21 protein-coding genes are annotated in these 20689 nt (G+C 51.7%); 13 read left to right on the top strand and 8 right to left on the bottom strand.

Going from position 1 to position 20689, the window contains the following annotated elements; all coding sequences use genetic code 11:
- The first annotated feature begins 197 nt into the window (after positions 1–197).
- Together malF and malG are read left to right on the top strand one after the other, a co-directional pair.
- The gene (malF, locus tag D9734_RS04855; protein WP_130205777.1) at positions 198–1742 is read left to right on the top strand and encodes a maltose ABC transporter permease MalF; all 1545 of its coding nucleotides are present in this window, start codon (positions 198–200) and stop codon (positions 1740–1742) included.
- Positions 1743–1755: 13 nt separating this feature from the next.
- On the top strand, positions 1756–2646 hold the full coding sequence (gene malG / locus D9734_RS04850) for a maltose ABC transporter permease MalG (protein WP_001252058.1): 891 nt from the start codon (positions 1756–1758) through the stop codon (positions 2644–2646).
- Between the two features lie 105 nt (positions 2647–2751).
- Here the strand turns inward: malG and psiE are convergent, their stop codons facing one another.
- Positions 2752–3162 (bottom strand): phosphate-starvation-inducible protein PsiE, encoded by a 411-nt coding sequence (psiE, locus tag D9734_RS04845; protein ID WP_000202902.1) that lies wholly within the window; start codon positions 3160–3162, stop codon positions 2752–2754.
- Between the two features lie 212 nt (positions 3163–3374).
- On the opposite strand from psiE, the gene D9734_RS04840 reads away from it, so the two are divergent.
- Complete coding sequence (locus D9734_RS04840; protein ID WP_024212568.1) at positions 3375–3653, top strand: hypothetical protein; 279 nt, start codon at positions 3375–3377, stop codon at positions 3651–3653.
- A 46-nt stretch (positions 3654–3699) separates the two neighbouring features.
- Here the strand turns inward: D9734_RS04840 and D9734_RS04835 are convergent, their stop codons facing one another.
- The 5 genes from D9734_RS04835 to pgi all read right to left on the bottom strand — a co-directional run bounded on the left by D9734_RS04835 (position 3700) and on the right by pgi (position 9649).
- Positions 3700–5796: a YjbH domain-containing protein gene (locus D9734_RS04835; RefSeq protein WP_130205775.1), complete on the bottom strand. Its 2097-nt coding sequence runs from the start codon at positions 5794–5796 to the stop codon at positions 3700–3702.
- Positions 5796–6533 carry a capsule biosynthesis GfcC family protein gene (locus D9734_RS04830; protein ID WP_130205773.1) on the bottom strand — a complete coding sequence of 246 codons (738 nt, stop codon included), beginning with the start codon at positions 6531–6533 and terminating at the stop codon, positions 5796–5798. Before D9734_RS04830 ends, D9734_RS04835 begins: the two co-directional genes overlap by 1 nt.
- A complete protein-coding gene (locus tag D9734_RS04825) occupies positions 6530–7168 on the bottom strand; it encodes a YjbF family lipoprotein (protein ID WP_130205771.1) in 639 nt (212 codons plus the stop codon). Before D9734_RS04825 ends, D9734_RS04830 begins: the two co-directional genes overlap by 4 nt.
- A 91-nt stretch (positions 7169–7259) precedes the next feature.
- Positions 7260–7502 (bottom strand): exopolysaccharide production protein YjbE, encoded by a 243-nt coding sequence (gene yjbE, locus D9734_RS04820; protein ID WP_000757333.1) that lies wholly within the window; start codon positions 7500–7502, stop codon positions 7260–7262.
- Between the two features lie 497 nt (positions 7503–7999).
- Entirely contained in the window at positions 8000–9649 is a 1650-nt protein-coding gene (gene pgi, locus D9734_RS04815; protein ID WP_000789986.1) for a glucose-6-phosphate isomerase, read from the bottom strand.
- A gap of 293 nt (positions 9650–9942) precedes the next feature.
- Here pgi and lysC point away from each other — a divergent pair, with 293 nt between their 5' ends.
- Positions 9943–11292 (top strand): lysine-sensitive aspartokinase 3, encoded by a 1350-nt coding sequence (lysC, locus tag D9734_RS04810; RefSeq protein WP_130205769.1) that lies wholly within the window; start codon positions 9943–9945, stop codon positions 11290–11292.
- Between the two features lie 37 nt (positions 11293–11329).
- Here the strand turns inward: lysC and D9734_RS04805 are convergent, their stop codons facing one another.
- Positions 11330–12118, bottom strand: coding sequence for a nucleotidyltransferase domain-containing protein (locus tag D9734_RS04805; protein ID WP_130205767.1), 789 nt, complete (start codon positions 12116–12118; stop codon positions 11330–11332).
- Between the two features lie 303 nt (positions 12119–12421).
- On the opposite strand from D9734_RS04805, the gene D9734_RS04800 reads away from it, so the two are divergent.
- On the top strand, positions 12422–12694 hold the full coding sequence (locus D9734_RS04800) for a DUF3811 domain-containing protein (protein ID WP_001207629.1): 273 nt from the start codon (positions 12422–12424) through the stop codon (positions 12692–12694).
- Here the strand turns inward: D9734_RS04800 and rluF are convergent, their stop codons facing one another.
- Positions 12695–13567: a 23S rRNA pseudouridine(2604) synthase RluF gene (gene rluF / locus D9734_RS04795; protein WP_130205765.1), complete on the bottom strand. Its 873-nt coding sequence runs from the start codon at positions 13565–13567 to the stop codon at positions 12695–12697. It abuts the gene before it with no gap.
- A gap of 348 nt (positions 13568–13915) precedes the next feature.
- Here rluF and D9734_RS04790 point away from each other — a divergent pair, with 348 nt between their 5' ends.
- The 8 genes from D9734_RS04790 (at position 13916) to D9734_RS04755 (ending at position 20435) form a co-directional block, all read left to right on the top strand.
- Positions 13916–14863 carry a sugar-binding transcriptional regulator gene (locus D9734_RS04790; RefSeq protein WP_130205763.1) on the top strand — a complete coding sequence of 316 codons (948 nt, stop codon included), beginning with the start codon at positions 13916–13918 and terminating at the stop codon, positions 14861–14863.
- Positions 14864–14933: 70 nt separating this feature from the next.
- Positions 14934–15740 carry an SDR family oxidoreductase gene (locus tag D9734_RS04785; RefSeq protein WP_130205761.1) on the top strand — a complete coding sequence of 269 codons (807 nt, stop codon included), beginning with the start codon at positions 14934–14936 and terminating at the stop codon, positions 15738–15740.
- A 9-nt stretch (positions 15741–15749) separates the two neighbouring features.
- Positions 15750–16157 carry a mannose/fructose/sorbose PTS transporter subunit IIA gene (locus D9734_RS04780; RefSeq protein ID WP_130205759.1) on the top strand — a complete coding sequence of 136 codons (408 nt, stop codon included), beginning with the start codon at positions 15750–15752 and terminating at the stop codon, positions 16155–16157.
- On the top strand, positions 16157–16651 hold the full coding sequence (locus D9734_RS04775) for a PTS system mannose/fructose/N-acetylgalactosamine-transporter subunit IIB (RefSeq protein ID WP_130205757.1): 495 nt from the start codon (positions 16157–16159) through the stop codon (positions 16649–16651). The genes D9734_RS04780 and D9734_RS04775 overlap by 1 nt, the downstream gene beginning before the upstream one ends.
- Before the next feature lie 65 nt (positions 16652–16716).
- Positions 16717–17514 (top strand): PTS mannose/fructose/sorbose transporter subunit IIC, encoded by a 798-nt coding sequence (locus tag D9734_RS04770; RefSeq protein ID WP_000406332.1) that lies wholly within the window; start codon positions 16717–16719, stop codon positions 17512–17514.
- A gap of 10 nt (positions 17515–17524) precedes the next feature.
- On the top strand, positions 17525–18349 hold the full coding sequence (locus D9734_RS04765) for a PTS system mannose/fructose/sorbose family transporter subunit IID (protein ID WP_130205755.1): 825 nt from the start codon (positions 17525–17527) through the stop codon (positions 18347–18349).
- 51 nt (positions 18350–18400) lie between these two features.
- The gene (gene sorE, locus D9734_RS04760; RefSeq protein ID WP_130205753.1) at positions 18401–19630 is read left to right on the top strand and encodes an L-sorbose 1-phosphate reductase; all 1230 of its coding nucleotides are present in this window, start codon (positions 18401–18403) and stop codon (positions 19628–19630) included.
- The gene (locus D9734_RS04755) at positions 19623–20435 is read left to right on the top strand and encodes a shikimate 5-dehydrogenase (protein WP_130205751.1); all 813 of its coding nucleotides are present in this window, start codon (positions 19623–19625) and stop codon (positions 20433–20435) included. The genes sorE and D9734_RS04755 overlap by 8 nt, the downstream gene beginning before the upstream one ends.
- The last annotated feature ends 254 nt before the right edge of the window (positions 20436–20689 follow it).

The following is a 20689-nucleotide window of genomic DNA, read 5'->3' as shown; positions in this document are numbered from 1 at the left end:
GCCGAAACGTATGTAGGCCTGATAAGACGCGTCAGCGACGCATCAGGCAGTTGTTGCCGGATGCGGCGTAAACGCCTTATCCGGCCTACGAAAACGAAACGTATGTAGGCCTGATAAGACGCACTAGCGTCGCATCAGGCAGTTGTTGTCGGATGCGGCGTAAACGCCTTATCTGTCCTGGAATGAGGAAGAACCCCATGGATGTCATTAAAAAGAAACATTGGTGGCAAAGCGACGCGCTGAAATGGTCAGTGTTAGGTCTGCTCGGCCTGCTGGTGGGTTACCTTGTTGTTTTAATGTACGCACAAGGGGAATACCTGTTCGCCATTACCACGCTAATTTTGAGCTCAGCGGGGCTCTATATTTTCGCCAATCGTAAAGCCTACGCCTGGCGCTATGTCTACCCGGGAATGGCCGGGATGGGGCTATTCGTTCTCTTCCCTCTGGTCTGCACCATCGCCATCGCCTTCACCAACTACAGCAGCACCAACCAGCTTACCTTTGAACGCGCTCAGGAAGTTCTGTTGGACCGCGCCTGGCAGGCAGGGAAAACCTATAACTTTGGTCTTTATCCCGCTGGTGATGAGTGGCAACTAGCGCTCACCGACGGCGAAACCGGCAAAAATTATCTCTCCGACGCCTTTAAATTTGGCGGCGAGCAAAAACTGCAACTGAAAGAAAGCGCCACGCAGCCTGAAGGCGAGCGTGCGAATCTGCGCGTGATTACCCAGAATCGTCAAGCCCTGAGCAACATTACCGCCATTCTGCCGGATGGCAACAAAGTGATGATGAGCTCCCTGCGCCAGTTCTCCGGCACTCAGCCGCTGTACACATTAGGCGATGACGGTACGCTGACCAATAACCAGAGTGGCGTAAAATATCGTCCAAACGACCAGATTGGTTTTTACCAGTCCATCACTGCTGACGGCAACTGGGGTGACGAAAAACTCAGCCCGGGTTATACCGTGACTACTGGCTGGAAAAACTTTACCCGCGTCTTCACCGACGAAGGGATCCAAAAACCGTTCCTTGCAATTTTCGTCTGGACCGTAGTGTTCTCACTTATCACCGTCTTTTTAACGGTGGCGGTCGGCATGGTGCTGGCGTGTCTGGTGCAGTGGGAAGCGTTACGCGGCAAAGCTGTCTATCGCGTCCTGCTGATTCTGCCCTACGCGGTGCCATCGTTTATTTCAATTTTGATTTTCAAAGGATTGTTCAACCAGAGCTTTGGTGAAATCAACATGATGTTGAGCGCGCTGTTTGGTGTGAAGCCCGCCTGGTTCAGCGATCCAACCACCGCCAGAACGATGCTGATTATCGTCAACACCTGGCTGGGTTATCCGTACATGATGATCCTCTGCATGGGCTTGCTGAAAGCGATTCCGGACGATCTGTATGAGGCCTCAGCGATGGATGGCGCAGGTCCGTTGCAGAACTTCTTCAAAATTACGCTACCGCTGCTGATTAAGCCGCTGACGCCGCTAATGATCGCCAGCTTTGCCTTTAACTTTAATAACTTCGTGCTGATTCAACTGTTGACCAACGGCGGCCCGGATCGTCTTGGCACGACCACGCCAGCCGGTTATACCGACCTGCTCGTTAACTACACCTACCGTATCGCCTTTGAAGGCGGCGGGGGTCAGGACTTCGGTCTGGCGGCGGCGATTGCCACGCTGATCTTCCTGCTGGTCGGTGCGCTGGCGATAGTGAACCTGAAAGCCACGCGAATGAAGTTTGATTAAGGGAGATAACAAAATGGCAATGGTCCAACCGAAATCGCAAAAAGCACGTTTGTTTATTACTCACCTGCTACTACTACTTTTTATCGCGGCAATTATGTTCCCGCTGCTGATGGTCGTCGCCATCTCGCTGCGCCAGGGGAACTTCGCGACCGGTAGCCTGATCCCGGAGCAAATCTCGTGGGATCACTGGAAACTGGCGTTAGGTTTTAGCGTTGAACAGGCGGATGGCCGCATTACGCCACCGCCATTCCCGGTACTGCTGTGGCTGTGGAACTCGGTAAAGGTCGCCGGTATTTCCGCGATTGGTATTGTGGCGCTCTCCACCACCTGCGCCTACGCCTTCGCCCGTATGCGCTTCCCTGGCAAAGCGACGCTGCTGAAAGGGATGCTGATTTTCCAGATGTTCCCGGCAGTACTCTCACTGGTGGCGTTGTATGCGTTGTTTGATCGTCTGGGTGAGTACATTCCGTTCATCGGCCTGAATACTCACGGCGGCGTGATCTTCGCGTACCTGGGGGGGATTGCGCTGCACGTCTGGACGATTAAAGGCTATTTCGAAACCATCGACAGCTCGCTGGAAGAAGCGGCGGCGCTGGATGGTGCGACACCGTGGCAAGCTTTCCGCCTCGTCCTGTTGCCATTATCTGTACCGATTCTGGCGGTGGTGTTCATCCTGTCGTTTATCGCTGCCATTACCGAAGTTCCGGTCGCGTCGTTGTTACTGCGTGACGTGAACAGTTACACCCTGGCCGTGGGTATGCAGCAATACCTCAACCCGCAAAACTACCTGTGGGGCGACTTTGCTGCCGCTGCCGTGATGTCTGCATTACCCATCACCATCGTCTTCTTGCTGGCTCAACGCTGGCTGGTTAACGGCCTGACGGCAGGTGGTGTGAAAGGTTAAAGATGTTGTTCTGCCAATGTTCTGCCAATGTTATGCCGCTAGACCCTCAACTTACGTTATCCTAACTTGTGACTGTTATTCGGCGCTCTTCGGAGCGCCTCTTTTTTACTCCCGCTTCAGCCGTTTCGAATTACATAACCACAGGGTGATCACCAGCAACAGGATCGCTGCTGAGTAGATCAACACATCCAGTGGCGATTTATGATCGACGATGATCAAGCGCACAATGGCGGTGATCCCGATATAGACAAAGTAACGTAGCGGGAAGTGAAAACCGGACTGAAAGTACTTCACAATCAGCGCGATAAATTCGAAATAGAGAAAGTAAACCACCAGTCCTTCCACCAGCTCATATTTGCTGGTTTGTTCTGGCGCGAACAGCACATCAGCCAGATGCACCGTTTCTTTGCCGAGGAAGACAACCAAAATCAGGCCGAGACACAACAGACCCAGATTGAGTACGGTCTGCAAAATGGTGGAGATAAACTCCACGCGCGGACGAGAGAGTGACGTCATAGCTGTACCTCCTTCACAGTGGCGAGCTTCCTGTATAACGTAAAAATGTGACGGAGATCTATATTTTTTGTGTATGTTTTGTTCAACCTGGATTTGGCGCGCACATCCGGCAAGGCAAACCGCACCAAAGCCGGTAATGCAAAAATCACCCATTCAGGTGATTCTCAGCCACCAGTAATGCGCGAAAAATCGACAATGTTCCTCTGGAACAAATGAAACGTAACCTGATAAAGGTGGTAAAAATGAAGCCTTATTTTGCTGCTTTGTTGTTATCAGTCTCTGTTCTTCCTGCTTATGCTGGTCCGCTCGGTACTGCTGATAAAGCCGACCTACCGCAAAGCAATGTCTCAAGCCCAATGATGGCCCAGTCGCTCAGGCAACCAGACCTGCAACCCATATCGACGGACAGGAAGACAGAATGTTTTCGCCTTTACACACCAGATCGCAAACCGGGGGTGAACTGCGTTCCTGATGGCTCAACAGGCCATTAAGAATGAGGGTGCCAGTGATTGCGAAAACTGGCACCTTTCCCATGACTTAGCGGAAATTCACGCTACGGTCGCTGGTCATATCATACAACTGGAACTTACGCCCAAGTTGCTGACCCCCGTCACGCGTCAGCGGCGTCCAGCCAATTGCCGCACGGCTACGTGTCGGGCCAGACGAGAAGAGATCCAGCGGTACAGAGACATACACACCTTTGGTGAAGTCCCCTTCGCCGTACTCCTCTTTCGAAACATTAGTGATCGTGGCATAGCCACCCACCACCACGCCGCTATCAAAGCGTTTGGCGATCTCCAGCGTGCCACCTTTATCCCCTGCCAGATACTGCCCGACACTCGCTTTCACCAACACGTCCTGGGCGAAAGATGGCGTCCAGTACGCGGTCAGATGTCCGGTTTTCACACTGTAATCGGTGAATTTCATCATATCTTTTGCGCTACGCCAGTCGCGCTGTTTAACGTAGTTGGCATCCAGACCAAACGCCCAGTTCCTGTCCAGGGGGCGATACAACACCTCTGCCCCCGCACCGCCAAACATGGTTTCGAGATAGCCGCCGTAGACCTGACCGTAGAAGCCGTTGCCCAGATGCTGGAAGTAGTTGGCTTGCAGGTTATTCACATAGACATCGTTCTGCACATACTCGCGCACATGGGTACGAACACGCGGTAAGTGTGAGTCCTGCGGTGGATTGGTGTAGTTAAACTTGTCGTAATTGTTGGCAAGGTTAGCAAACAGGCTACCGGTGGTGAGCAGATGGTCCGTCAGCCACAAATCCGCCGTTCCCATCACGCCCAGCTGATACATGTAAAAGTTTTCCGGGCCACCGACCGACTGGTTCAGCACCGGATCGATATGGAAATCAAAGCGCGATTTGTCGATATACCAGCCCTGCTCGGTGGACTGCGGAACCACTGGCTCGACGCGTTTTTGCGCCAGCTTCGTTTCGTGGCCCAGCGGCTCTCCGGCGAGATGATTTTTCAAGCTGGCGACATCGGTTTCCGTCGTCACCTGCGGCATGTTAAGGCGATTTTCCGTAACGCGGATCGTCTTGATCCCCTCCGGCAGATCGTTCATCACGATCCGATTAGCACGAATGATCCCTTCGCGCGAATCACGATACTTCACCTGCTCGCCAGTAACATACAGTGTATCGCCTTTCGCCTGGATCTGCGGATCGGCCAGTCCGGCGTTGTATTTCAACAGCGTTAACTGATTCGCCACCACCGAATGCTGCAAAATGGCATCCTGTGGCTGCGGTTGATATTGCGGGCGGGCGTTATCGTTGTACGAAGGACGTAAATCATTAAAGTTGGTGCGCAGCGTGACGCCAAACATGAAGGTGTTGCCACGTTCATAGCTAAGGTTAACGTCGGCCCAATCGGTAACGCGATAAATCGCCCCGACGTTAAACTTACTTTTTTGCTCCAGCTTTCCGGCAAAATCCTGCTGATAATTATTGCCTTCATACTCCAGTTTCAGACGCAGCGGTTGCCAGGGCGTCTGGTATTCCACGCCGCCAAACAGTGAGGCCGGGCCGTGGAACATCTGGCTGCCGTCGATAGATCCCGCCTGTTTGTAGCTGTTATCGCGATAGCAATATTTATCACTGGCTGAACAGAGCGGATTTTTCACGTTACCGCTGGTACCCAGATATCCCCAGCCCAGACCGAGCGTAAAATCGAACGGCCCCCAGGCTTTGCTGGCGACAAGATATTCTGCATCGAACAGCCCCGTACCGCCGATATCCCGCGCGCCAACCGCCACTTGCGGCATCCAGTAACTCTCTTCCCACAAACGCAGTTTGAGATCGAAGGCTTTATCTTTATACGTTTGATCACCAGAGAACGCTTCGACGCTGCTGTACTGCCGGGTGCGCACATCGGTATAACGCAGCGTTGTTTCCAGCCACGGGAAGAGTTGCACTGACGCTGAGTAATAACGGTACTGATCGTTATCGCGATAGTTCAGGCTCAACTCCCCTTCCCGCGCCATGCGGGCGGTGGGCGTTTGTAACAGTCCTACGCCACCGAAATCCGATTGCGACGGGCCAATGGGCGCAGGATACGTTTCGCCGTAGCAAGCCGTGCTAATGCCCAGCGCCAGTAAGCTAAGCAGATGTCTTTTTTTCATTATTGGGGTATCCGCTGCGTCAGGGTCTGAAGAATGTCGGCGTTAAGGGCATCAGGTGTCTCACTCCAGACGGAGTCCGCGAGGCCAACATAAATAATGCTGCCGGGCATCGGCTCTACGTGACGCTTGTTCCAGTAAGCCACCGGCGCTTTTTGCGTGCGTCCGTCCGGGTAAACCACCCACGCGTAGCTGCGATCCGCACCGCTAAGCAGACTTTGCCCGGAGAGATAGCTCGCCACGTCGCGACCGGGAGTGAATGGCTGATTGCCAGGACAGCTGATAAGCCCGAACAACGTGACCGTGGACGGCGGCGTTCCGACCCACAGCGTGTAGTTGCCCTGCAACGGCGGGTTACCGCGTTCGGCAACGCGGACGATGTCGGGATCAAGATTGATTTTTTGCCTGCCCGTCACCTTCAACGCCTGAATTTGCTGGCGTAAGGCGTTAATCGCGGCGGCATCGTCGGCGCTGGAATCTGCAGCCAGTTCTGCCAGCCGTGTCAGCAACGCCTGCTGCTGACGCAATGCTGCCGCCGTTGCCAGCTCTTCGCTAATCACCGCACCGGGCCACCAGCTGTTTGCCAGTCGAGATTGGCCTACCAGATCGATTAAATGCTCTGCACCCGTCAGCGTTTTGGCCTCACTGCTGCCATTGCTGAATACCTTGACGGTTCCCGCCGCGAAGACCGATGACGCCCCCACACTCAAAAGCAACGCGACAATAGTTTTTTTAATCATTGTTTTGCCGCCTTGATGAGAGTGGTTTTCACCGGGAAATAATCCGCGCCGAGATACTGTTCCGACTGGCGAATTTGCCCTTCGCTGTCGATCCAGTAGCGGTTATGCCAGCGCGCCTGGTCGGTGGAGACTTCTTCGTCCAGCACGCGAACCGGAGTTTCATCGCTGCCGACTTTCACGGTATCGGTGCCATCCCATTTGAAGACTGAGCGTGCGGTGGCGTAGCGTACCTGCTGGTACTCGGTCCAGCCCATCGTGCGCGTCCAGGTTGCGCCATCAACGATTTGTGCGGGTTTGATCAGCGGGTCAGTGGCAAGGTTATTCACTTCAATCAGGTTGTCGCCGCCAAGCAAAGTTTTCACCAGACGCCCATGTTGTGTAACGAGAGTGGCCTGATCCTGAGTAACCCATTTTTGTTGTCCGTCTTCAGCGAAGGCCAAAACGACAAATAATTGTGGACCGCCATTTAGCCGCATGTACTGGCTGGCGTAGGGCATATTTTGAATATCATCGTCCGTCAGCTGTACGCCTGGCGTACCGAACAGACTGTCCCACAGTGAATTGCCCAGCTCTTTAGTCGTGGCTGAACAGGCCTGTAATAACAGGCAGATAAGAATGAGTGCAGGTCGCTTCACGACTCTTCTCCAGAGGGGCAGAATAACCACACCGGAGTGTGGTTATGGTTAATCCCCGTCATACTGAATTATTTTGGGGATACATACGTTATTACTGGGTACTGGTGGTCGTGGTTGTGGTGGTCCCGGTATTAGAACCATCACCCCCACCGGTTGCCGCGAGCGCGACACCCACCGCCGAGCTTACGGTGCTGACGCTGGTCGCGGAGGAACTACCCGCTGAAACCGACGTTGCTGCCGACCCTGCCGCTTCGCCCACCTGTACAGGTGCAGCCCACGCAGAAGTCGCCGCAAGCGCAGATATGGCAAAAATGCCATACAGAACTTTTTTCATAACAATTTCCCTTCATTGAATGAATGGAGATTTACCCAAAAACATTTCGGGCGGGATCGAGTATACACAACTAAAGCATGCGAATTACGGCGCGGGGAATTAGTGAAGGTGTTTTAGGACAATTGGAATGAATATCAAATATAAGCTTTAACTTATATATAAATAAGATTAAAATCATTAAGTTAAAATAAAACAAAAAGTGATTGATCTGCGTATTTTCCGAAATCATTACAGACTAAAAATCTATTTTAGGATTAACCTCACGGTATGATTTTCGTTAAATCTCCGACAAGGGGATTTATCTGATAAAACAATGCCGACTTATAGTCGGCATTGTTATTAAGGTTATTTAATCAATCGTGCTATGTATTAATTGCCGAATACGATGTACATATCGGCATCGACCTGTAGGCCTGATAAGACGCGACCGCGTCGCATCAGGCACTGGTTGCCGGATGCGGCGTGAACGCCTTATCCGGCCTACATATCGACGATGATTAACCGCGCCACGCTTTATAGCGGTTAATCAGACCATTGGTCGAGCTATCGTGGCTGCTGATTTCTTTATCATCTTTCAGCTCTGGCAGAATACGGTTCGCCAGCTGTTTACCCAGTTCAACGCCCCACTGGTCGAAGGTGAAGATGTTCAGGATCACGCCCTGAGTAAAGATTTTGTGCTCATACAGCGCAATCAACGCACCCAGGCTGAACGGAGTGATTTCACGCAGCAGGATGGAGTTGGTCGGGCGGTTACCTTCGAACACTTTGAACGGCACCACGTAGTCAAGCGTTGCCGGATCTTTACCCTGATCGCGATATTCCTGCTCAACCACTTCACGGGATTTACCAAACGCCAGAGCCTCGGTCTGAGCGAAGAAGTTAGACAGCAGTTTCTGGTGATGATCAGAGAGTGGGTTATGGGTGATAGCCGGAGCGATGAAATCGCACGGTACCATTTTGGTTCCCTGGTGGATCAGCTGGTAGAACGCATGCTGACCGTTAGTGCCTGGTTCACCCCAGATAATCGGGCCAGTCTGGTAATCCACCACGTTACCGTTACGGTCAACATACTTACCGTTGGATTCCATATTGCCCTGCTGGAAGTACGCCGCGAAACGGTGCATATACTGGTCGTACGGCAGAATCGCTTCAGTTTCCGCGCCAAAGAAATTGTTGTACCAGATGCCAATCAGCGCCAGCAGTACAGGCAGGTTTTTCTCGGCAGGCGTAGTGGAGAAATGCTTGTCCATCGCGTGTGCGCCAGAAAGCAGTTCAACGAAGTTATCAAAGCCGATGGAGAGAACAATCGACAGGCCAATCGCTGACCACAAAGAGTAACGGCCGCCGACCCAGTCCCAGAACTCGAACATGTTGGCGGTATCAATACCAAACTCGCCAACGGCTTTGGCATTGGTGGAGAGCGCCGCAAAGTGTTTCGCAACGTGTTTTTCATCACCTGCCGCTTTCAGGAACCAGTCACGCGCGCTATGGGCGTTGGTCATAGTTTCCTGAGTGGTGAAGGTTTTAGATGCTACCAGGAACAGCGTGGTTTCCGGGTTTACTTTTTTCAGCACTTCCGCGATGTGAGTACCATCAACGTTAGAAACAAAGTGCATGTTCAGGTGGTTTTTGTAAGGGCGCAGTGCTTCGGTCACCATGTACGGGCCGAGGTCAGAACCGCCGATCCCAATGTTCACCACGTCGGTGATGGCTTTGCCGGTATAGCCTTTCCACTCACCAGAAATAATCGCTTCTGAGAAGGTTTTCATCTTCTCCAGCACCGCGTTGACTTCCGGCATAACATCTTTGCCATCAACCAGAATCGGGGTATTGCTACGGTTACGCAGCGCCACGTGCAGTACGGCACGGTTTTCGGTGCGGTTGATCTTCTCGCCAGAGAACATCGACTTAATCGCGCCCGCCAGATCGCACTCTTTCGCCAGATCCTGTAATTTCGCCAGCGTCTCTTCAGTGATGCGGTTTTTGGAGTAATCCACCAGCATCTGATCGTCGAAGGTTGCGGAGAACTTAGAAAAACGATCGCCGTCTTTAGCAAAAAGATCGGCGATCGTAACGTCTTTCATTTCATCGAAGTGTTTCTGTAGTGCCTGCCAGGCCGCGGTCTGCGTTGGATTGATGTTTTTCATTAGCAATACTCTTCTGATATTGAGAATTGTGACTGTGGAAGATTGTAGCGCCAGTCACAGAAAAATGTGATGGTTTTAGTGCCGTTAGCTCAGCTAACCACTGAAGAGGATAAAAAGTGTAGACGTTATAAGCACAATTTCTGACCACGCCCGCTGCATGAATAATCCGCATAATCCCAGCGTTGACACACTCCCCTACACCTTTTATTTATAAATACGGTCTGCGCCTGCACCGGTTTCTGTTTTGCCTTTGTGCCAAGGTCGCTTCTTTCATTCCCTGACACGAGGTTGTTATGCCCGATATTGTTGTCTCCAAATTTGGTGGTACTAGCGTGGCTGATTTCGACGCCATGAACCGCAGCGCCGACATTGTGCTTTCTGATGTGAATGTGCGTTTAGTTGTGCTTTCTGCTTCTGCGGGCATTACCAATCTGTTGGTTGCACTGGCTGAAGGTCTGGAACCGGTTGAGCGTTTCGAAAAACTCGATGCCATTCGCAATATTCAGTTCGCCATTCTGGAGCGCCTGCGTTACCCGAACGTCATCCGTGAAGAGATTGAACGTTTGCTGGAGAACATTACCGTCCTGGCCGAAGCTGCTGCACTGGCAACCTCTCCAGCACTAACTGATGAACTGGTCAGCCACGGCGAACTGATGTCTACCCTGCTGTTTGTGGAGATTCTGCGTGAACGCAATGTTCAGGCCCAGTGGTTTGATGTGCGTAAAGTGATGCGCACAAACGATCGCTTTGGCCGCGCGGAGCCAGATATTGCTGCGCTGGCAGAACTGTCTGCGCTGCAACTAACCCCACGTCTCAGCGAAGGTTTAGTCATCACCCAGGGCTTTATTGGCAGTGAAAGTAAAGGGCGCACCACAACGCTTGGTCGCGGCGGTAGTGACTACACGGCGGCACTATTGGCAGAAGCGTTAAACGCTGCTCGCGTCGATATCTGGACAGATGTGCCGGGGATTTATACTACCGACCCACGCATCGTGCCTGATGCCAAACGAATTGATGAAATCGCCTTTGAAGAAGCAGCTGAAATGGCAACCTTTGGTGCCAAAGTACTTCATCCGGCAACCTTACTGCCTGCAGTTCGCAGCGATATCCCGGTGTTTGTCGGTTCAAGCAAAGATCCGCGTGCTGGCGGTACTTTGGTGTGTAATAAAACCGAGAATCCGCCGTTGTTTCGTGCGCTGGCTCTGCGTCGCAAACAAACGCTATTAACCCTGCATAGCCTGAATATGCTGCATTCTCGCGGCTTCCTCGCGGAGGTTTTCGGCATTCTCGCACGGCATAATATTTCGGTGGATTTAATTACTACGTCAGAAGTGAGCGTGGCGTTAACCCTCGACACTACCGGTTCAACGTCAACTGGCGATACGTTGCTGACACAATCGCTGCTGATGGAGCTTTCAGCCCTGTGCCGGGTAGAAGTGGAAGAAGGCCTGGCGCTGGTGGCTCTGATTGGTAACGATCTGTCAAAAGCCTGTGGTGTTGGCAAAGAGGTGTTTGGCGTACTTGAACCGTTCAACATTCGCATGATTTGCTACGGCGCTTCCAGCCATAACCTGTGCTTCCTGGTGCCAGGCGAAGATGCAGAACAGGTGGTGCAGAAACTGCATAGTAATTTGTTTGAGTAAAAACAGTGCGGCCCGGATGATACTTGCCGGGCCGAATTTATTCTCCCATCACTGTCGTCATCAACAACCTATCCAGCTCCCTGGCATCACCATCCCTACTATCCGGTAACACAGGCGGAATTTCCCCACGCGCCAGTTCCGCATGGATAAACGCATGTAGCAATGGACGGCGTGGGCCATATTCCGCTTCACCTGCACGCTGTTTACGTTCCAGCAACTCATCTATTTCTGCGCGTAAGGCCGCATCCAACTCACTTCCCGCCAGCAATTCGGAAAAACGCATTGGCGGTACGCCTTTTCCCGCTTCGACCCAGCGCACGGCCAGCAGCGGACGCAGCACATAAAAGTATTTTTTCAGCCGCACTTCGTCGCCTTGTAAATAACCGCGAAAATTTTTCCGCGCCATCGAATAGTAATGCCAGCGCGCACGCAACGGAGAAAACCACGTTGGGACCATTGCCTTAAGCGCCGTTATCGTTTCTTCATCTTGTTGATAGACCACCGGTGAATCCAGCCATTCAATTAGCGTCGGGTTCGCACCTTTCAGCAATCCCAGCGCTTTGCGCCATTCCCAACCGGAAACATCAAGTTCGTCGTCGATAGGCAGTTCGATAACATCGCGTGGTGACTCTACCCGCAGATACCATTCCAGCGGATGAACATACAAAAAACGCACATCGTAATCGCTGTCGGGCGAAGCAAATCCCCAGCCGCGACTCCCCGATTCGCAGGCGTACAGCACTTTCACGCCATAGCGACGTTCAATTTCCTTTAACTGCTGCGATACCCGTTCGCGCATCGCAGCACTGACTCCATTTAATGGCATTTGACTCATCCTTTGATATTAACTACCCCGAACAAGACCACTGAAAACAGAGATGTTATCAATGAGATAGCGTTATTGCGAGAAACAGGCCAGAAGTAAAATTACAACTTTAACGTATTGAATAACAAAGAATTAATTAAATTTTATAAGTTAGCGGTCATTTATTTTCGTTAAATTTTTATCTGTATTTATCGCCAATTATCTAAGCAGATAAAAATAAAGAGAAGGCAAATGAATCTTATCAGTTCTGCTTGCAAATAAATTCCCGTACACTGAACTATCCGATTAACTGAGGGCACCATCATGGCACTCCCCCGTATTACTCAAAAAGAGATGACTGAGCGTGAACAGCGCGAACTGAAGACGCTGCTGGATCGCGCGCGTATTGCACATGGTCGCGTGCTGACCAACGCCGAAACCAACAGCATTAAGAAAGAGTACATCGATAAATTAATGGTTGAGCGTGAGGCTGAAGCGAAAAAAGCCCGCCAGTTGAAGAAAAAGCAGGCTTATAAACCGGATCCTGAAGCGTCATTCAGTTGGTCGGCAAATACGTCGACGCGCGGTAAACGCTGATTAACGACCTTTTTTCTTCCGCCCCGGCGAGGCGAAACGCTTGCCGTTTGATGCCGGGCGGCCACCTTTCTCCGCCGTTTTTTCTACCTTCACCACCAGGCGTTTGATGCCTGCCGTTTTCGGTTTGGCCTTCGCTTTGGGCTTCGCCTCGGAAGAGGAATTTTCAATGAGCTTAAAGAGATCGATAAGCTCGTCGTCGGTTAAATCGCGCCATTCTCCCAGCGGAATGCCGCTTAAGCTGACGTTCATAATGCGCGTACGTTCCAGCTTTTTCACTTCGTAGCCAAAGTGCTCGCACATGCGACGGATCTGACGGTTCAGCCCCTGCACCAGGGTAATGCGGAAGACAAACGGCGCTTCTTTTTTGACTTTGCATTTTTTAGTCACCGTCCCGAGGATTGGCACTCCCGCACTCATGCCGCGAATAAACTCCTCGGTAATCGGTTTATCGACCGTCACCAGATATTCTTTCTCATGATCGTTACCCGCGCGGAGGATCTTATTCACCAGATCGCCGTGGTTGGTGAGGAAAATCAGCCCCTGGGAATCTTTATCCAGGCGACCAATCGGGAACACGCGTTTGCTGTGGTTAACGAAATCGACAATGTTATCGCGCTCGCCATCTTCGGTGGTGCTGACAATACCGACGGGCTTGTTCAGGGCGATAAGAACCAAATCTTCGGCTTCCCGAGGCTCAATCAACTGACCGTTTACTTTCACAACGTCGCCGGGTTTCACCTGATCGCCAATGGTGGCACGCTTGCCATTAAGGAACACATTGCCTTGCTCGATATAGCGATCCGCTTCGCGGCGTGAGCAAATTCCGCTTTCGCTGATGTATTTATTTAAACGGACTGATGAGTCGGGCAGCATAAATTCTCCTGTAAAACGCGGAATATACCGTACCTCTTAGCGGGGAAAAACAGGGTTATGCGGCAACGTCGAAATTAAATGTGATCTGCCGCGCCTTTTATCACAAAAGTGTCACCAGAAGCCCGATGCAAATTTGCCTGGCGAAAACCAGGATAATCAACCTATTACGAATCTCTGCACACTTGTGCTGATGACTGCTACGCAGAGAAACAAATGTGCAAGATAAAGCGCCATTTCAGTCCAAACAAAGAGTGAAAAATCGCTTTTAAAGGTCACCATGATGGAGTTATATCAGATCAAGCGGTTAAAAAGCATATTTGCACAAATGTGCAAAATCAGGAGGCGGCGATGGAAAACAGTGACGATATCCGTTTGATTGTGAAGATTGCCCAACTCTATTACGAACAGGACATGACGCAGGCGCAAATCGCCCGCGAACTGGGTATTTATCGGACCACCATCAGCCGCTTACTTAAACGGGGCCGCGAACAGGGAATTGTCACCATCGCCATCAACTATGACTACAACGAAAATCTCTGGCTGGAGCAGCAACTGAAGCAAAAGTTTGGTCTGAAAGAAGCTGTGGTGGTATCAGGGCGCGATGAAGAGGAAGACGCTCAGTTGGCGGTAATGGGGTTACACGGCGCGCAATTGTTAGATCGTTTGCTGGAACCTGGTGATATTGTTGGTTTTTCCTGGGGCCGCGCGGTGAGCGCACTGGTTGAAAACTTGCCGCAGGCGGGGCAATCGCGGCAGTTAATTTGCGTGCCGATTATTGGCGGCCCGTCCGGTAAACTCGAAAGCCGCTATCACGTAAACACATTAACCTACAGCGCGGCGGCAAAGCTGAAAGGGGAATCGCAGCTCGCGGATTTTCCAGCTCTGCTAGATAACCCCTTAATTCGTAATGGGATCATGCAGTCTCAGCACTTTAAAACCATCTCAGCCTACTGGGATAATCTGGATGTCGCCCTCGTGGGGATTGGCTCACCGGCTATTCGCGATGGCGCCAACTGGCATGCATTTTATGGCGGCGAAGAGAGTGACGACCTGAATGCCCGTCAGGTTGCCGGTGATATTTGCTCGCGCTTTTTTGATATTCACGGCGCAATGGTTGAAACGAATATGAGCGAAAAAACGCTCTCTATCGAAATGAATAAATTAAAGCAGGCGCGGTATTCCATTGGTATTGCTATAGGTGAAGAGAAATATAGCGGAATTATTGGCGCACTGCGTGGAAAATATATTAATTGTCTGGTAACGAATAGCAACACAGCTGAACTATTACTGAAATAAAAATCTTCCCGATGTTTACCGTAATAAAAAATTACGGCGGGCCTCTATTACCTAAAATCAGGAGTCTGTTATGCAAACGTGGTTAAATTTGCAGGATAAAATCATTATTGTCACCGGTGGCGCATCCGGTATTGGTCTGGCGATTGTGGATGAATTATTAGCACAAGGCGCGAATGTACAGATGGTCGATATTCACGGTGGCGATGGTCAATATGAAAGTCATAAAGGTTATCAGTTCTGGCCGACCGATATTTCCAGCGCCAAAGAGGTAAATCATACGGTAGCGGAAATTATTCAGCGTTTTGGTCGCATCGACGGTCTGGTCAATAACGCCGGGGTCAACTTCCCGCGTCTGCTGGTCGATGAGAAAGCGCCTGCCGGACAGTATGAACTCAACGAAGCCGCATTCGAAAAAATGGTCAATATCAACCAGAAAGGCGTTTTTCTGATGTCGCAGGCAGTGGCGAGACAGATGGTCAAACAACATGATGGGGTGATTGTGAATGTCTCCTCGGAAAGTGGGCTGGAAGGCTCAGAAGGCCAAAGCTGTTACGCCGCCACTAAAGCCGCGCTCAATAGCTTCACGCGCTCCTGGTCGAAAGAGTTGGGTAAACATGGTATCCGCGTGGTGGGCATCGCGCCGGGGATTCTGGAAAAAACCGGGCTGCGCACGCCGGAATATGAAGAGGCGCTGGCGTGGACGCGCAATATCACCGTCGAACAGCTGCGTGAAGGCTATACCAAAAACGCCATTCCTATTGGGCGCGCCGGAAAATTAGCAGAAGTGGCTGATTTTGTTAGTTATCTGCTATCTGAACGCGCCAGTTATATTACCGGAGTAACCACTAACATTGCTGGCGGAAAAACGCGCGGCTAAGGAGGCTTTATGGTCAATGCCATTTTTTGCGCCCACGGCAAATTAGCTTGCGCCATGCTGGAATCGGTTCAGATGGTGTACGGCGACGCCAATGTTGAGGCAGTTGAATTTGTGCCCGGCGAGAACGCCGGAGACATCGTGGCAAAGCTGGAAAAGTTAGTGAGTATTCACAATCATGACAAGTGGTTAATCGCCGTGGACTTACAGTGCGGCAGCCCGTGGAACGCGGCGGCAACGCTTGCGATGCGTAATCCGCGCCTGCGGGTAATCAGCGGCCTTTCCCTGCCGCTGGCGCTCGAACTGGTCGATAACCAGGACAGCATGAACGTTGATGAACTGTGTGAACACCTGACGCAAATCGCAAAGCAAACCTGCGTTGTCTGGAAACAACTGGCAACGGCAGAGGAGGATTTCTGATGAACATTACGCTCGCCCGCATTGATGACCGCCTAATCCACGGCCAGGTCACTACCGTCTGGTCGAAAGTGGCTAACGCCCAGCGCATTATTATCTGCAATGACGAAGTGTATAACGATGAAGTTCGCCGGACATTATTGCGTCAGGCCGCCCCGCCAGGAATGAAAGTTAACGTGGTCAATATTGAAAAAGCCGTCGCGGTGTATCACAACCCACAATATCAGGACGAAACCGTATTTTATCTTTTTACCCGACCTCAGGATGCCTTAGCGATGGTTCGCCAGGGAGTAAAAATCGGCACCCTGAATATTGGCGGCATGGCCTGGCGACCCGGTAAAAAACAGTTAACCAAAGCAGTTTCATTAGATGACGATGATATTAACGCATTTCATGAGTTAAATAATCTTGGCGTCACGCTGGATTTACGCGTTGTAGCGTCAGATCCTTCAATCAATATTATCGACAAAATAAAAGAACAGTTAGTCGCAAATTAAATAATAGCGCCTGTGTACATATGCTTTAACAGGCAGGGATGACGACACTTAAAAGGTGACAAATCATGGAAATAAGTACCCTACAAATCATTGCCATATTTCTTTTTTCCTGTATTGCCGGAATGGGCAGCGTGCTGGATGAATTTCAGACTCATCGCCCGTTAATTGCCTGTACGGTGATTGGTTTAATTCTCGGTGATTTAAAAACCGGAATTATGCTCGGTGGTACGCTGGAATTGATAGCTCTCGGCTGGATGAACGTCGGCGCGGCGCAATCTCCGGATTCTGCACTCGCCAGCATAATCTCCGCCATTCTGGTTATCGTTGGCCAGCAAAGCATCGCCACCGGTATCGCCATCGCGTTGCCTGTGGCTGCGGCAGGCCAGGTGCTGACGGTGTTTGCCCGCACCATCACCGTTGTGTTCCAGCACGCGGCGGATAAAGCAGCGGAAGAAGCGCGGTTTCGCACTCTCGATATTCTGCATGTCTCCGCGCTTGGCGTGCAGGCACTGCGCGTTGCGATTCCGGCACTGATTGTCTCGCTGTTCGTCAGCGCCGATATGGTGAGCAATATGCTGAGCGCCATTCCCGAATTTGTGACCCGTGGATTGCAGATTGCTGGCGGTTTTATCGTGGTGGTCGGTTACGCCATGGTGCTTCGCATGATGGGCGTGAAATATTTGATGCCTTTCTTTTTCCTCGGTTTCCTCGCAGGTGGCTACCTCGATCTCAGTCTGCTGGCGTTCGGTGGCGTCGGCGTGATCATGGCCCTGCTCTACATCCAGCTAAATCCACAGTGGCGTAAAGCTGAACCACATCCCCAGACCACCACTATCACCGCCCTTGACCAACTTGATGATTAACGGAGCCATCATGGAACAGAGAAAAATTACACGCAGCGATCTGGTGAGCATGTTTCTGCGCTCCAACCTGCAACAGGCGTCCTTCAACTTTGAACGCATTCATGGGCTGGGCTTTTGTTACGACATGATCCCCGCCATCAAGCGACTCTACCCATTAAAAGAGGATCAGGTTGCGGCGCTCAGGCGACACCTGGTGTTCTTCAATACCACGCCAGCCGTATGTGGTCCGGTCATCGGCGTGACCGCCGCCATGGAAGAAGCGCGGGCCAACGGTGCAGAAATTGATGACGGCACCATTAACGGCATCAAAGTTGGCCTGATGGGACCATTGGCAGGGGTTGGCGATCCACTGGTCTGGGGAACCCTACGCCCGATTACCGCCGCGCTCGGCGCATCTCTGGCTCTTTCTGGCAACATTCTCGGCCCACTGCTGTTCTTCTTTATTTTCAATGCAGTACGTCTGGCAATGAAATGGTATGGGCTGCAACTGGGCTTTCGTAAAGGCGTGAATATCGTCAGCGATATGGGCGGTAATTTGCTGCAAAAACTGACTGAGGGCGCATCGATTCTCGGACTGTTTGTGATGGGCGTGCTGGTCACCAAATGGACGTCGATCAACGTGCCGCTGGTCGTCTCGCAAACGCCTGCCGCCGATGGCTCCACCGTCACCATGACCGTGCAGAACATTCTCGACCAACTTTGCCCTGGTTTGCTGGCGCTCGGTCTGACGCTGCTGATGGTGCGTCTGCTCAACAAAAAAATTAACCCGGTATGGCTGATTTTCGCCCTGTTTGGTTTAGGGATTATCGGCAATGCGCTGGGCTTCCTGTCCTGATTCTTCGCCCCGGCGCAACCGTCGGGGCCATCGTTCAACACGAGGTGGTTTATGAAAACAACAGCTCTGCGTCTTTATGGTAAACGTGATTTACGCCTGGAAACCTTTGATCTTCCTGAAATGCAGGAGGATGAAATCCTCGCGACGGTGGTCACCGACAGCCTGTGCCTCTCTTCCTGGAAAGAGGCCAATCTGGGTGAAAACCATAAAAAAGTACCCAACGATGTGGCGACCAATCCCATCATCATCGGCCATGAATTTTGCGGCGATATTCTGGCCGTGGGTAAAAAGTGGCAGCACAAATTTCAGCCGGGCCAGCGCTATGTGATTCAGGCCAACCTGCAATTGCCGGAAAGCCCGGACTGCCCCGGTTACTCTTTCCCGTGGGTGGGTGGTGAAGCCACACATGTGGTTATCCCAAATGAGGTTATGGAACAGGATTGCCTGCTGGCATACGACGGCGAAACCTACTTTGAAGGCTCGCTGGTTGAACCGCTTTCCTGCGTGATTGGCGCGTTCAACGCCAACTATCATCTTCAGGAAGGTAGTTATAACCACACGATGGGGATTCGCCCGCAAGGGCGCACACTGATCCTCGGCGGCACCGGACCAATGGGACTGTTAGCGATTGATTATGCGCTGCATGGGCCAGTTAACCCGTCGCTACTCGTTATTACCGATACCGACAATAACAAATTGAGTTATGCGCGACAGCACTATCCATCAGAACCGCAAACACTGATTCATTATCTCAATGCCGCCGATGCAGCATTTGATACGTTAATGGCACTGAGTGGCGGTCACGGCTTCGATGATATTTTCGTCTTTGTGCCAAATGAAGGACTGGTGACTCTCGCCTCTTCCTTGCTGGCGACAGATGGTTGTCTGAATTTCTTCGCCGGACCGCAGGATAAACACTTCAGCGCACCAATTAATTTCTACGATGTGCATTATGCCTTTACTCATTACGTTGGCACATCGGGCGGCAATACCGATGACATGCGTGCGGCGGTCAAACTGATCGAAGAGAAAAAAGTGCAGGCCGCAAAAGTGGTAACACATATTCTTGGGCTGAATGCTGCGGGCGAAACCACGCTTGAATTGCCTGCCGTCGGCGGCGGCAAAAAACTGGTGTATACCGGGAAAGACCTGCCGCTGACGTCACTCACGCAGATTCAGGATCAAGCACTGGCGGCAATTCTGACGCGTCATCAGGGAGTATGGTCCGGTGAGGCGGAGCAATATCTGCTCACTCATGCAAAGGCAATCAGCCATGATTAATCGCGATACTCAACTGTGCATGTCGCTGGCCGGTCGCCCCGGCAACTTCGGCACGCGTTTTCACAATTATCTGTATGAAAAGCTGGGGCTGAATTTCATCTACAAAGCGTTCACCACCCAGGATATTGAGGCGGCGGTGAAAGGTGTTCGCGCATTAGGTATTCGCGGCTGTGCCGTGTCGATGCCGTTTAAAGAAAGCTGTATGCCCTTTCTCGATGCGATCGATCCGTCAGCGAAAGTCATTGATTCAGTGAATACCATCGTGAATGACGACGGCAGGCTGACCGGGTTTAACACCGACTACATCGCGGTGAAAAACCTGATTATTCACCACCAGCTCAATAGCGCCGCACGCGTGATGATTCGCGGCAGCGGCGGCATGGGCAAAGCGGTGATTGCAGCCTTTCGCGACGCGGGGTTTGCCGATGTCATCATCGCCGCCCGCAACCACGAGAGCGGCCCGGCGCTGGCGAAGCAGTATGGCTTCCAGTGGCAACCGCAGCCAGAAGGAATCGACTGCGACATTCTGGTTAACGTTACCCCCGTTGGCATGGCTGGCGGTAAAGAGAGCCATGAGCTGGCCTTCAGCGAGGCAATGATCTCTACGGCAAGCGTCGTTTTTGACGTCGTGGCATTGCCACCGGAAACGCCGCTCATTCGTCTGGCGCAGCAGCTTGATAAGCAGACGATCAGCGGCGCAGAGGTGATTGCTTTACAGGCCGTCGAGCAGTTCGCGATGTATACCGGTGTGCGACCTGATGCGCGGCTGATTACTGAAGCGGCACAATTTGCACGAGAAGGATAAGAAACATCAGCGCATTAAGGGGCGCTCTGATTGGTGGCAAAGTGCACGTTGTTCATGCCGGATGCGGCGCAAACACCTTATTCGGCCTACAAAATCGCGAAAATTCAAGATATTGCGATTAGCTTGTAGGCCTGATAAGCGTAGCGCATCAGGCAATCTTACGTTTATCATCAGCCTCAGCGCCTTGTTTGCTAACCGTCTTCAGAACGCCTGGTACAATGTGTGACATCGTGAGCCACGTCAGTAAGTGGTTA

It is taken from the genome of Escherichia sp. E14S1, assembly GCF_004211995.1.
Classification (GTDB): domain Bacteria; phylum Pseudomonadota; class Gammaproteobacteria; order Enterobacterales; family Enterobacteriaceae; genus Escherichia.
The sequence above is the reverse complement of the archived record's forward strand: the minus strand, read 5'-3'. Positions and strand labels throughout refer to the sequence as shown.

Coding starts and splice junctions, on each gene's coding strand:
- malF (WP_130205777.1), top strand. CDS start 198: ATGGATGTCATTAAAAAGAAACATTGGTGGCAAAGCGACGCGCTGAAA.
- malG (WP_001252058.1), top strand. CDS start 1,756: ATGGCAATGGTCCAACCGAAATCGCAAAAAGCACGTTTGTTTATTACT.
- psiE (WP_000202902.1), bottom strand. CDS start 3,162: ATGACGTCACTCTCTCGTCCGCGCGTGGAGTTTATCTCCACCATTTTG.
- D9734_RS04840 (WP_024212568.1), top strand. CDS start 3,375: ATGAAACGTAACCTGATAAAGGTGGTAAAAATGAAGCCTTATTTTGCT.
- D9734_RS04835 (WP_130205775.1), bottom strand. CDS start 5,796: ATGAAAAAAAGACATCTGCTTAGCTTACTGGCGCTGGGCATTAGCACG.
- D9734_RS04830 (WP_130205773.1), bottom strand. CDS start 6,533: ATGATTAAAAAAACTATTGTCGCGTTGCTTTTGAGTGTGGGGGCGTCA.
- yjbE (WP_000757333.1), bottom strand. CDS start 7,502: ATGAAAAAAGTTCTGTATGGCATTTTTGCCATATCTGCGCTTGCGGCG.
- pgi (WP_000789986.1), bottom strand. CDS start 9,649: ATGAAAAACATCAATCCAACGCAGACCGCGGCCTGGCAGGCACTACAG.
- lysC (WP_130205769.1), top strand. CDS start 9,943: ATGCCCGATATTGTTGTCTCCAAATTTGGTGGTACTAGCGTGGCTGAT.
- D9734_RS04805 (WP_130205767.1), bottom strand. CDS start 12,118: ATGCCATTAAATGGAGTCAGTGCTGCGATGCGCGAACGGGTATCGCAG.
- D9734_RS04800 (WP_001207629.1), top strand. CDS start 12,422: ATGGCACTCCCCCGTATTACTCAAAAAGAGATGACTGAGCGTGAACAG.
- rluF (WP_130205765.1), bottom strand. CDS start 13,567: ATGCTGCCCGACTCATCAGTCCGTTTAAATAAATACATCAGCGAAAGC.
- D9734_RS04790 (WP_130205763.1), top strand. CDS start 13,916: ATGGAAAACAGTGACGATATCCGTTTGATTGTGAAGATTGCCCAACTC.
- D9734_RS04785 (WP_130205761.1), top strand. CDS start 14,934: ATGCAAACGTGGTTAAATTTGCAGGATAAAATCATTATTGTCACCGGT.
- D9734_RS04780 (WP_130205759.1), top strand. CDS start 15,750: ATGGTCAATGCCATTTTTTGCGCCCACGGCAAATTAGCTTGCGCCATG.
- D9734_RS04775 (WP_130205757.1), top strand. CDS start 16,157: ATGAACATTACGCTCGCCCGCATTGATGACCGCCTAATCCACGGCCAG.
- D9734_RS04770 (WP_000406332.1), top strand. CDS start 16,717: ATGGAAATAAGTACCCTACAAATCATTGCCATATTTCTTTTTTCCTGT.
- D9734_RS04765 (WP_130205755.1), top strand. CDS start 17,525: ATGGAACAGAGAAAAATTACACGCAGCGATCTGGTGAGCATGTTTCTG.
- sorE (WP_130205753.1), top strand. CDS start 18,401: ATGAAAACAACAGCTCTGCGTCTTTATGGTAAACGTGATTTACGCCTG.
- D9734_RS04755 (WP_130205751.1), top strand. CDS start 19,623: ATGATTAATCGCGATACTCAACTGTGCATGTCGCTGGCCGGTCGCCCC.